General features: G+C 67.8%; 10 protein-coding genes, 2 pseudogenes and 1 other annotated feature. Of the genes and pseudogenes, 5 read left to right on the top strand and 7 right to left on the bottom strand.

Annotated features, from left to right (window positions below):
* Positions 1-9: 9 nt before the first annotated feature.
* The gene (locus tag ABLG96_RS20945) at positions 10-1,608 is read right to left on the bottom strand and encodes a cytochrome ubiquinol oxidase subunit I (RefSeq protein WP_353649235.1); all 1,599 of its coding nucleotides are present in this window, start codon (positions 1,606-1,608) and stop codon (positions 10-12) included.
* 166 nt (positions 1,609-1,774) lie between these two features.
* Here ABLG96_RS20945 and ABLG96_RS20940 point away from each other — a divergent pair, with 166 nt between their 5' ends.
* The 3 genes from ABLG96_RS20940 (at position 1,775) to ABLG96_RS20930 (ending at position 5,092) form a co-directional block, all read left to right on the top strand.
* A complete protein-coding gene (locus ABLG96_RS20940; protein ID WP_353649234.1) occupies positions 1,775-2,224 on the top strand; it encodes a helix-turn-helix transcriptional regulator in 450 nt (149 codons plus the stop codon).
* 5 nt (positions 2,225-2,229) lie between these two features.
* Positions 2,230-2,637: a VOC family protein gene (locus ABLG96_RS20935; RefSeq protein ID WP_353649233.1), complete on the top strand. Its 408-nt coding sequence runs from the start codon at positions 2,230-2,232 to the stop codon at positions 2,635-2,637.
* A gap of 67 nt (positions 2,638-2,704) precedes the next feature.
* Entirely contained in the window at positions 2,705-5,092 is a 2,388-nt protein-coding gene (locus ABLG96_RS20930; RefSeq protein ID WP_353649232.1) for an excinuclease ABC subunit UvrA, read from the top strand.
* An 82-nt stretch (positions 5,093-5,174) separates the two neighbouring features.
* Here ABLG96_RS20930 and ABLG96_RS20925 read toward each other — a convergent pair whose 3' ends face one another.
* Entirely contained in the window at positions 5,175-5,888 is a 714-nt protein-coding gene (locus tag ABLG96_RS20925; RefSeq protein ID WP_353649231.1) for an SDR family oxidoreductase, read from the bottom strand.
* Positions 5,889-5,974: 86 nt separating this feature from the next.
* On the opposite strand from ABLG96_RS20925, the gene ABLG96_RS20920 reads away from it, so the two are divergent.
* Entirely contained in the window at positions 5,975-6,391 is a 417-nt protein-coding gene (locus ABLG96_RS20920; protein WP_353649230.1) for a MerR family transcriptional regulator, read from the top strand.
* 173 nt (positions 6,392-6,564) lie between these two features.
* Entirely contained in the window at positions 6,565-7,146 is a 582-nt protein-coding gene (locus ABLG96_RS20915) for a TetR/AcrR family transcriptional regulator (protein ID WP_353649229.1), read from the top strand.
* 11 nt (positions 7,147-7,157) lie between these two features.
* On the opposite strand, the gene ABLG96_RS20910 is transcribed toward ABLG96_RS20915, so the two are convergent.
* From ABLG96_RS20910 to ABLG96_RS20890, 5 genes and pseudogenes are all read right to left on the bottom strand, one after another.
* The gene (locus ABLG96_RS20910) at positions 7,158-7,778 is read right to left on the bottom strand and encodes a hypothetical protein (RefSeq protein ID WP_353649228.1); all 621 of its coding nucleotides are present in this window, start codon (positions 7,776-7,778) and stop codon (positions 7,158-7,160) included.
* A 195-nt stretch (positions 7,779-7,973) separates the two neighbouring features.
* Positions 7,974-8,489 (bottom strand): annotated as a pseudogene (locus tag ABLG96_RS20905) (helix-turn-helix domain-containing protein); the annotation flags it as partial.
* Positions 8,490-8,539: 50 nt separating this feature from the next.
* A pseudogene (locus tag ABLG96_RS20900) lies at positions 8,540-9,490 on the bottom strand (IS3 family transposase); the annotation flags it as partial.
* Positions 9,076-9,207, bottom strand: a sequence feature (AL1L pseudoknot). Its footprint overlaps the pseudogene before it by 132 nt.
* A gap of 285 nt (positions 9,491-9,775) precedes the next feature.
* Positions 9,776-10,939: an FtsX-like permease family protein gene (locus tag ABLG96_RS20895; RefSeq protein ID WP_353649227.1), complete on the bottom strand. Its 1,164-nt coding sequence runs from the start codon at positions 10,937-10,939 to the stop codon at positions 9,776-9,778.
* On the bottom strand, positions 10,936-11,595 hold the full coding sequence (locus ABLG96_RS20890) for an ATP-binding cassette domain-containing protein (RefSeq protein WP_353649226.1): 660 nt from the start codon (positions 11,593-11,595) through the stop codon (positions 10,936-10,938). The genes ABLG96_RS20895 and ABLG96_RS20890 overlap by 4 nt, the downstream gene beginning before the upstream one ends.
* Between the last annotated feature and the right edge of the window lie 5 nt (positions 11,596-11,600).

The following is an 11,600-nucleotide window of genomic DNA, read 5'->3' as shown; positions in this document are numbered from 1 at the left end:
TCTCCTGAATCAGTAGGCGAACTGCAGGACGTCGTCCGACGCGTCGGCGTCGTTGTCCCGCGGGGTATCGGTGCCGGTGCCGGTGTCGTTCGCCTGGTCGGTGTCGTCCGGACGTGAGCTGCCGCCGCCGATCCCGGGGCTGGGGGTGGTGTCGCCGTCGGTGATCCCGCGCCGCGCGAATCGCAGGATCAGCCCGAACTCGATGACCGCGAGCAGCCCGTAGACCACCGCGAGAGAGATCAGCGAGGTCCACACCTCCCCCGCGGTGATCCCGGGCGACACGGCCTGGGCGGTGAAGAAGTACACCTGGTCGGCCGCCGGCACGTCGGGGTTCGGATGGACGACGAAGGGTTGGCGGCCCATCTCGGTGAAGATCCAGCCGGCGGCGTTGCCGATGAACGGGGTGGCGACGGCGAACAGCGAGCCGTACACCCCGATCCGCGAGATCGGCACCCGTCCACGGCGGGTCGACCACAGCGCATACGCGGCCATCAGGGCGGCGATCAGGCCCATGCCGATCATCAGCCGGAATCCCCAGTAGGTGACCGCCAGTACCGGTGCGTAGTCGATCGGCTTCCCCGCCCGGTCGCCGAAGGACTCATCGTCCGGGTAGGTGGCCCCGTAGGTCCGCGCGTACTGCTGCTGCAGCTCGTTGACGCCGGGGACGGCGGTGGAGAAATCGCCGTGGGCCAGGAACGACAGCACGTACGGGATGGTGAAGGAGTGCACGTCGTCGCATTCGTTGCTGCCCAGCTTGCCGAAGGCGAACAGCGAGAAGGATGCCGGCGCCTCGGTGGTGCACAGCGCCTCGGCCGAGCTCATCTTGAGCGGCTGCTGGTGGTACATCAGCTTGCCCTGCCAGTCGCCGGTCACCGCCGTCAGCGCGAACGCAGCCACGCAGACCCATCCGCCCAGCCGGACGGAGCGCCGCCACACCTGGTGGTCGACCTCCTCGACCGGACGGCCGGCCCGAGCCCGGCGGCGCAGGTGCCACAGGCCGACGCCGACCAGCAGCGAGCCCGCCACCAGCAACGATGCGACGATCGCGTGGCTGAAGGCGGCGACTGCGGTGTTGTTGGTGAGCACCGCCAGGAAGTCCACCTGGCGGGCGCGGGGCTCGCCGCTGCTGGTGTCCAGCACGACGCCGACCGGGTGCTGCATCCAGGAATTGGCGGCGATGATGAAGTACGCGCTGACGATCGAGCCGACGACGGCGGCCCACAGTGCGGCCAGGTGCAGCTTCTTGGGGATCCGGCCCCAGCCGAAGATCCAGAGTCCGAGGAAGGTCGACTCCAGGAAGAAGGCCAGCAGTGCCTCCAGCGCGAGCACTGATCCGAACACGTCTCCGACGAACCGTGAGTACGCGCTCCAGGCGAGTCCGAACTGGAACTCCTGGACGAGGCCGGTGGCCACTCCCAGGACGAAGTTGATCAGGTAGATGCGGCCCCAGAAGCGGGTCATCCGCAGCCATTCGGCTCGCCCCGTGCGGACCCAGAGGGTGTGCATGACAGCGACCAGCAGGCCCAGGCCGATCGTCAGCGGCACCATCAGGAAGTGGTAGACGGTGGTGATCCCGAACTGCCACCGTGCGATGTCGAGAACGTCCATCGTTGACCCCTCGCTGCCGGTCCGGCCGTGTTGTCCCTCCAGTTCTACAGGTTGTAGAAGGTGATGTTCTACGTGATGTCGAAGACAGTTGCTGAGGACTGGCGGCCGCCCCGGTCCACGGCGCACCCTCGAACTCCGGCTGGGGTCACGTGGCAGAGTCGGACCCATGGCCACCGATGCGGCACGCGCGCAGCAGCTGCGCGAGCTCGTGCTGCTGCGCAAGGTGCGCGACCGGATGGATCGGGACTATGCCCAGCCACTGGACGTGGAGGCGCTGGCCAGGGGCGTCCACCTGTCGGCGGGGCACCTGAGCAGACAGTTCAAACTCGCCTACGGGGAGTCGCCCTACTCCTACCTGATGACCCGCCGGATCGAACGTGCGATGTCCCTGCTCCGCGGCACCACGATGAGCGTCACCGAGATCTGTTTCTCGGTGGGCTGCAACTCACTCGGCACCTTCAGCACCCGGTTCTCCGAATTGGTCGGGATGTCGCCGAGCGCCTACCGTGCTGCTTCGGTGGGCGGGAGCGCCGAGGCGCCGTCCTGCATCACGAAGCAGGTCACGAGACCGGTCAGGAATCAAGAAGGCCCAGCGCTGTCGTCGGAACTAGCGTGAGCGGCATGGACATCACCATCGCCTCCAGCTTCCTCCCGCACACCGATCCCGATGCGTCACTGCGCTTCTACCGGGACGCCCTCGGATTCGAGGTCCGGCTCGACGTCGGCCAGGGCACCATGCGCTGGATCACCGTCGGCCCGCCCGGCCAGAACACCGCCATCGTGCTGACTCCGCCCGCAGTCGACCCCGGGCTGACGGACACCGAGAAAGGCACCATCGAGGAAATGATGGCCAAGGGGTCGTTCGCCGCCATCGTGTTCGGCACCACCGATCTGGACGCGACGTTCGCGCAGCTCGAGGCCGCCGGCGTCGAGATCGTGCAGGAACCGATCGACCAGCCCTACGGCATCCGGGACTGTGCGCTGCGCGATCCGGCCGGGAACCTCATCCGGCTGCAGGAACACCGCTGAGCTCACGCAGGCATCCGTTAGCGTTGAGCAGCGCCGACGTCCGGGGGCGCCTGCCCAGGGAGTCCCAGTGAGCACGAAGTCCACCACGTCGCACGCCGCCGACAGTCACGATCTGATCCGGGTGCAGGGGGCGCGGGAGAACAACCTCAAGAACATCAGCGTCGTCATCCCCAAACGCCGGCTGACGGTCTTTACCGGGGTGTCCGGATCCGGCAAGAGCTCGCTGGTGTTCGGCACCATCGCCGCCGAGTCCCAGCGGCTGATCAACGAGACCTACAGTGCGTTCCTGCAGAACTTCATGCCGACGCCGGCCCGGCCGGACGTCGATCTGCTCGACGGACTCACCACCGCCATCATCGTCGACCAGGAGCGGATGGGCGCGAACCCGCGCTCGACCGTCGGCACCGCCACCGATGCCGGTGCGATGCTGCGGATCGTCTTCTCGCGGCTCGGCACCCCGCATGTCGGTCCGCCCCAGGCGTTCTCCTTCAACGTCGCCTCGATCAGCGGCTCGGGGGCCGTCACCACCCAGAAGGCGGGCCAGACGGTCAAGGAGCGCAGATCGTTCAGCATCACCGGCGGCATGTGCCCGCGCTGCGAGGGCCGCGGCGCCGTCACCGACTTCGATCTCACCGCTCTGTACGACGACTCCAAGTCGCTCAACGAAGGCGCCCTCACCATCCCCGGTTACTCGATGGAGGGCTGGTTCGGGCGGATCTTCCGCGGCTGCGGCTACTTCGATCCCGACAAGCCGATCCGCAAGTACACCAAGAAGGAAATGCAGGACCTGCTGTACCGGGAACCGACCAAGATCAAGGTCGAGGGCATCAACCTGACCTACTCCGGTCTGGTTCCGGCCATCCAGAAGTCCTTCCTGGCCAAGGATGTCGAGGCGATGCAGCCGCACATCCGGGCCTTCGTCGAGCGGGCCATCACCTTCCAGACCTGCCCCGAGTGCGCCGGTACCCGGCTCGCTGAACACGCCAGGAAGTCGAAGATCAAGGGCAGCAACATCGCTGATGCCTCGGCCATGCAGATCACCGACCTCGCCGCCTGGATCCGCGCGTTGGACGAACCCCTCGTCACGCCGCTGCTGGACGCCCTCGGCGACACCCTGGACTCCTTCGTCGACATCGGTCTGGGATATTTGTCGCTCGACCGCTCGACCGGCACGTTGTCGGGGGGAGAGTCCCAGCGCACCAAGATGATCCGGCACCTGGGATCCCCGCTGACGGACGTCACCTACGTGTTCGACGAACCCACGATCGGCCTGCACCCGCACGACATCGATCGGATGAACCAGCTGCTGATCCAGCTGCGGGACAAGGGGAACACCGTGCTGGTGGTGGAGCACAAGCCCGAGACGATCGCGATCGCCGACCACGTCGTCGACCTGGGTCCGCTCGCCGGGACCGCGGGTGGTGAGGTGGTGTTCGAGGGCGACGTCGAGGGGCTGCGGACCAGCGACACGCTGACCGGCCGGCACTTCGACGACCGGGCCCAGCTCAAGAGCGAGGTCCGGGAATCCGATGGTGCACTGCAGGTCCGCGGGGCCGACGAGAACAACCTGCAGGCCGTGGACGTCGACATCCCACTGGGGGTGCTGGTGGTGCTGACCGGTGTCGCGGGTTCCGGCAAGAGCTCGCTGATCAACGGCTCGGTGGCAGGTCTGGACGGGGTGGTGACCGTCGACCAGGCCGCGATCAAGGGCTCCCGGCGGAGCAACCCGGCGACCTACACCGGTCTGCTGGAGCCGATCCGCAAGGCGTTCGCGAAGGCGAACGGCGTGAAGCCGGCACTGTTCAGCTCCAACTCCGAGGGCGCCTGCCCCACCTGCAACGGTGCCGGGGTGGTGTTCACCGACCTCGGCATGATGGCGAGCGTTGCCAGCACCTGCGAACAGTGCGACGGCAAGCGCTTCGACGCCTCGGTGCTCGAGCACCACCTGGGCGGCAAGGACATCAGCGAAGTGCTGGCCATGCCGGTGTCCACCGCTGTCGAGTTCTTCGCCGATGGAGAGGCGAAAACCCCTGCGGCACACAAGATCCTGGAACGACTGGTCGACGTCGGGCTCGGCTACGTCACCCTCGGGCAACCGCTCACCACGCTGTCGGGCGGCGAGCGCCAGCGCCTGAAGCTGGCCACCCAGATGGCCGACAAGGGCGACATCTACGTGCTCGACGAGCCGAGCACCGGACTGCACCTGGCCGACGTGCAGAATTTGCTGGCGATGCTGGACCGATTGGTGGACTCCGGGAAGTCGGTGATCGTGATCGAGCACCACCAGGCAGTGATGGCGCACGCCGACTGGATCATCGACCTCGGGCCGGGCGCTGGGCACGACGGCGGGCAGGTGGTGTTCGAAGGCACCCCGGCGGCGCTGATCGCCGACCGGTCCACCCTCACCGGTCAGCACCTGGCCGCCTATGTGGGAACGGCGGGCGCCGACCGGTGAGCCAGCGGCGGGCCTCGACCGGGCTGGGCAACCAGGCGAGGCCACGTGGTGGGCGGAGCGGTCGGGATCAGCGTGATGATCCTCAGGTGTTCATGGCGGCGACCTGGGCGTAGAACGCTGCGGGATCTTCGGCCAGGGACGCCTTCACCGTGCGGCTCCACTCGTCCACGACGACCTCGACCGACCCGGCTGCCAGCCCGTCCAGAGCAGCGCGGACCACATCGGCCGGAGCCAGCAGCGGGCCCTCGTAGCCGGACATCATGTCGGTGTCCGCTGCACCCAGATGCACTCCGAGCACCTGGGTGCCCTGCTCGGTGAGCTCCACCCGGGTGCCATTGGTCAGGCCCCATTCGGCGGCCTTGGCCGCGGAATACGAGGTCGCTCCGTTCCAGGAGAACCAGGACAACGCTGAGAGGACGTTGATGACCGCGCCGCCGCCGTTGCGGGCGAGGATGTCGGCGAAGGCACGCGTCATGGCGAGGGTGCCGAAGAAGTGGGTGTCCATCTCCCGGCGAATTTCGGACAGCTCACCACGGATGAGGTTCTCGCCGGTCGAGACACCGGCATTGTTGATCAGCAAGGTCACATCACCCGCTGCGGCTGCGGCCGCGTCAATGGTGGCCTGGTCGAGCAGATCCACCGTGAGGAACTCGATCCCAGGGGTGGTGATCGACTCCGGCTTGCGGGCGGTCGCGTAAACCTTCGCCGCTCCACGTTCGAGCAACTGCTCGGCGAAGTGGCGACCCAATCCGCGGTTGGCTCCGGTGACCAGTGCCACTGATCCTTCGATGTTCATCAATTTCTCCTACCGGTACGAGTGTCGGCGTCAGTTGGCGCTACCCTCGACGCTAGGACCTGACACTGACGTCAGGAGTAGGAACTATGATCGGAGTCACGGTGCGCATCGGCGAGTTGGCACGGCAGACCGGCGCGAGCGTGCGTTCTCTGCGCTACTACGAAGAGCAGGGCCTGTTGCACGCCCAGCGGACCGCCGGTGACCAGCGGACCTACAGCACCGATGCCCCGGCGCGGGTACGGCTGCTCCGCCAGTTCTACAGCGCGGGACTGTCCAGCTCGACGATCGCCTCGTTGTTGCCCTGCGTGGACGCCCCTTCGCGGGAGATCACCCGCCACACCGTGGACCTGATGGACCGCGAGTTCACCCGCATCAGCGGCCAGATCGCCGAACTCATCGCCACCCGCGACGAGCTGTCCCATCTGATCGACGCTGCGGCCGCCTTCCATCGCGACCAGCTGGCCACTGGCACCGAACCGCCGATCGGTGTGGCGCGAGGATGAGCGCAGCTGCGGAATGGACCTGCGGGAGCCTTCGACGGTGCCACGCAGGAGTGCGAGCAGCATGCATCGTGGTGGCGTCCGCGGCGGTGACCACCGGTCATCGGCCGTCCTCGGTGCGGAGGATTTCGTCCGTATTTCTGGCATGACCGCACTCGGGGCGGTTCAATGGGGTCGTGGCCGGCCGACGCAGTACTCCTGTCGCTGTCGTCGTGAGGCGCAGCGACGCCCAGCGCAACGAAGCGGTCCTGTTGCAGGCGGCGACGGCGGCGATCCACCGCGACGGCCTCAAGGTTCCGCTCAGCACCATCGCCGCCGACGCCGGAGTCGGTATCGGCACGTTCTACCGGCACTTCCCGACGCGGGAGGACCTGCTGCGCCGGCTGACCCACGACTCGTTCGAGCGGGTGCTGGCCAATGCCCGTGAGGCCGAACGGCTCGGAAGCTCGCCGGTCGAGGTGCTGCGCCGGTTCGTGGACGCGGCCATCTCCCAGCGCAACGAGTTGGTGCTGCCGCTGCATGGTGGCCCCCCGGTCACCGCACCTGCCACGGGTGCGCTGCGGTCGGAGGTCGAGAAGGTCCTCGAGCGGGTGCTGGAGCGAGGACGGAAGGACGGCACGCTCAAGGCCGACCTGACCGCGCGGGACATCGTGGTGTTCGGAGCGATGCTGGCCCAGCCGCGGGAGCCGGACCGCGCCTGGGACACCGTCTGCCGCCGCCTGCTCGGCCACTACCTCGACGGTCTCGCCCCCCGGTAGCCGCGACCGGATCAGGTCAGGAAGCGATACCGGTGGATGATGCCGGTCGGGTCCACCGCGTCGGCGGTGGCCGCGACCTGTCGCCGGATCGGAACGGGCAGGGCGTCAGGGACCGAGGTCGCCCCCTCCACCCAGGATCCGACGCTGTACCCCGCATCGACCGGTTCGACGATGCGGCGTAGTTCGTCGAAGGCGTGCGCGATACCCGGCCGCGCCTCGGGTGCCCGCAGCGGGGCGACGCCGTGCACGATGAACGGGCCCGCACCGGTGGTCTGTGCGCCGGGTCGCGCAGCGGCGTCGCTGCCGACACCGCGGATCTCCAGCATCACCACGGGTGAATCGTCGGCCACTGCCGTGGACAGGATGTCGCCCGCACGCCCGGGCGTGCCGGCGGTGAGCCAGCGGGCGTCACCGAGTGCCGGAGTGGCGCTCGGGGGATCCAGATGGATCTGCGCGAGCCGAGCCGCATCCGACGCTCCCCACGTGTCGACGGCCGGAACAGCGGCAGCGCGGACTGCGTCGAGCAACGGCCGCGCGCCGGCGGCGCCGCGGCTTGCGGCGACCGCCAGGTGCAGGACCGTCGTGCCGCGCAGCGAATCCGGGAACGGCGGTGCAGGCGGGGCGTGCAGCACCGCGATGCTGGTGGAGCACGAGCAGCAGCAACGCGCCGCCGCCGATCCAGGCCGAAGGACTCGACCTGATCACCGAGACGCACGTGCCCTGGTCGGCGCACATCCAGGATGACGAGGTCGAGGAAGCCCGCGTCGCCGGACGGCTGGCCGGCGCCGTCGACACCGACGGCAGGTTTTGGGACCAGGTGCGACGGTCCCGTCCGGGCGTTGCAGCTGACCGCTGAGGCGTTGTTGCACATACTCTTTCAGCCGCGGATTTGTGATCAACTTCGCCGGCTTGGGCCGTTTCGCAGCAGCCTCCGCCTTCCACTTCGCAACCGAGGCCCGGTAGTTGAGCTTCCCGCCACGGGTCGCTGCGTTCCGCCGCAGCTCCCGCGATATGGTGCCCGGATCCCGCGTCATTGCCCGCGCAATCGCGCGGACTCCGAGGCCCTGCGCTCGCAGCAGAGCCAACTCCTCACGCTCCGCGAACGACAGATAACGACCGGTCGGCTCGGCCAGACTCAGAGGTGGCATCCCGCCACCGTGCCGGAACCAACGCGATCTGACCGGAGCCGACACACCAACCGCGACCGCAGACAATTCGCTGCCCATCCCGCCGGCGATCAGTTGCCAGAACTTGCGCTCCACGTCTCCGGGCGGCGCAGGCCGACCCGGTGAACGCATCGCCGGTCGAATCGCCCGATCTGCCTGCTGCTGACGTCTTGCCATCTGACACCTCCATGATCAGGAAGGTGTTGCGACGACCAGTTGAATCCGCCTTGACTGCCGGCGTCGCTGTGGTGGATCAAACCTGTTGCAGTGAAGGAACTGTCGTTGCGTCGGCGGGTGAACAGGGCTTGCTGCAGAGCAGCATGTACGAGGTCTGTGGTCTTGGACATCGATGCCCGCCACCCCAGGATGCGGCGGGAGTACACGTCGGTCACGAACGAGACGTAGCAGAACCCTGCCAGCGTCCAGACGTAGGTGAAGTCGGCAACCACAGCTAATCCGGTCCGGTCGGATCATTCCAGCGACGCTTGACCAGGTCCGGGTGGCGAGGCGCTTTCGCGTCCCGTTCGGTGGTGCGGGTGGTGTGCCGGCCCCGCACGACGCCGTGGATACCGGCGATCCGCATCAGCCGGGCGACCTGGTCCCGCCCGAGGTGATGGCCGGCGCGGTGCATCATCCGCCACAGCTTGCGGATCCCGAAGACCCGCCGGTTGGCGCGGAAGATGCTGATCAGGGCGTTGACCAGCTGCGCCTCGTCCCACTGCGCGTCGGTGACAGGAGTGGCCTTGACAGCCCGGTAGGTACTCGACCCGATCGGCAGATCGTGCTCGGTGAGCACGGTGCAGATCGACTCGACGCCGAAACGGTCCCGGAACTGATCGATGTAGTCCACGATCACTTGAGTCGGCGGTCGAGCTCCGCCGCGGCGAAAAACGCTGATTCTGTCTTCAGGATCTCATTCGCGCGACGTAACTCCGCGTTCTCACGCTTCAGGTCCCGGATCTCCTGCGACTCGACCACTCTCGCATCATCAGCACGCGTACCAACAGCGCGCTCCTGTGCCTCGATCCAGTTGCGGATCGTCGCCGGGTTGATGTCCAGCAGCGACCCGACGTGCTTCCTGGCCGCCAGCTTGGACGCCCGGCCTGCTCGAGCCGGTCCCGATACATGCGGACCGCCCTGTCTACCATCTCATCGTTGAACTTCCTCAGTGCCGCCATCGGATCAGTCACCCTTGCTGAATCAGCACCCGCCAGGAGACTCAGGACGGTTCACTCTTTACAGACCAGCTTCCTGCCTCCGAGCAGCCGATTGAGACCAGCAGCGAGGTATGGACCGTCCTGCCTCAGGATCCTCGGATGCCGGGACGCGGTCATCTTCGGGTGGTGTCATATGGCGACCGCGATTGAGCAGGGAGCTGTTCTCTAGGTTGACGCTCACCGCCGAGGTGACCCCCGTTGAGCGACGTTGGAATGTCATCAAGACGTCCCAGTAGACCGTGTGGGTCAAGGGATTCGGAGAATTCGGACTGGATCCCGGCGTGCTGCAGCCCAGGAGACGGGGACGGCGGCGGCGAGGGCAGCGGTGACGGCGAGGACGGCGACGGCGAGCGCGAATTGCCAGCCGGGAGTTGCGCCGATGACGCGGGTGACGAGCCACCCAGCTCCAGTGCCGAGGACGGCGCCGGCCAACGCGGGTATCGCTACCTGGGTGAGGACAAGGCCGATGATGGCGCCTCTGCTGGCGCCGAGGGCCCGGCGCCTACCGAAGTCTCGTTTGCGGCTCGAGACAGCTGCGTAGGTAGACAGGGCAATGATGAGAACACCCGCGCCGAGAACGCCGATCGCTTGTGCTCGACCGGCTGTGCCGAGCTCTCCGCTGATGGCGATGCCGAGGTCTGCCAGTGTCTGGGAGGCCGTGATCGTGAACGTGGTGGTGTCGTCGGTGCCGGTGAGCTGTTGGAGGCTGTCCTGGACGGCGAGCACGTTGGCGGCTCGGTCTGCCAGGACGTAGAGGGTGGTGATGCCGGTGGTGTCGTCGCCTGCGATGGTGCCGTCTGTGGTGCCCGGCGGCCCGATGCGGGCGGGGTTGACGAGGATGTACGGCGCGAGGGCGGTCAGGGTGCCGATGGGGTCGACCTGGCCGACGACGGCCACTGGCTGGTCCCGGTAGAGGATGGCGCCGGCGGGGTTGATGAGTCCGGTGCTGAGCTGGCTGGTGGGGGTCACGACAGCCTCCCCCGGTGCGGGCCAGCGGCCCACGGTCACCGGTAGGTCCGGCGGCGGGGATCCGTGGACGCTGCGGGCGGGCACGGCGCGTCCCTGGCCGTCCATCAGTGCCAGGCCGGCGTCGCTGGCCGGTCCGAGGCCGAAGGCCCAGGACACCTGGGTCAGCGCTGCCGCGCGGTCGACCAGCTGGGGATCGAAGGTGCCGGTCGGCGCGGTGTACTGCACGGTGATCAGCCGGGTGCCGGTCTGTTCGATGCGGTCGGCGACCTGGCGTTCGGCTGCTGCTGCGCGGCCGGCGGTGGCGAACACCGCGACGCATAGCCCAGCCACGATGACAGCGAGGGTGATGCTGGCTCCGAGCGCGGATCTGGTCACCGCGATGCCCTCACGAAGCAGAGTCGTGGGGCGGGGCTCGCCGGCGAGTTGCCGGTGGGTGCTCACGATGTCATTGCCAGGTCCAGGTGGCGATCGCAGGCAAGGGCGCGGCCGCGATCGTGGGTCGCGACGATCACGGTGCACCCTGCTCGTGCCTGCGCGACCAGGAGGCGCCACACGAGGTCGGCTGCGTCGGGATCAAGGTTGCCGGTCGGTTCGTCAGCCAGGATCACCGGCGGTGATTTGACCAGTGCCCGGCACAGCGCAACCCGTTGCGCCTGCCCGCCGGAGATCTCTCCGGGCCGGTGGTCGGCTCGATGTGCGATACCGAGTTCGTCCAGCAAGGCACGGGAGCGTGAGGCGCGGATATCGGCGGCCATGCCCGTGTAGACGGCGCCCTCCATCACGTTCGCCAGCACAGTCCGGGACGGGTCCAGCATGGCGTCCTGGAACACGAAACCCATGGTCCTGGAACGGATCCGGCTGCGTTCGCGATCGGATCCGACCACTGCGGCGCCACCGACGACGATGGCGCCGCTCTCCGGCGCGAGGAGCAACCCGATCAGATACAACAGGGTCGACTTGCCGCCGCCGGATGGGCCGGTGATCGCGGTGACGCATCCGGGTTCGAACGCGTGCTGGACGTCGGTGAGCGTCGGCGCCTGGCGGCGTCGGTAGCGGAAGGTGAGACCGCGGACTTCGACGGGCGTCTGCTCGATCACGGCGC

It is taken from the genome of Nakamurella sp. A5-74, assembly GCF_040438885.1.
In the GTDB taxonomy this organism is placed as follows: Bacteria; Actinomycetota; Actinomycetes; order Mycobacteriales; family Nakamurellaceae; genus Nakamurella.
This window is presented reverse-complemented; position numbering and strand designations above follow the sequence as displayed.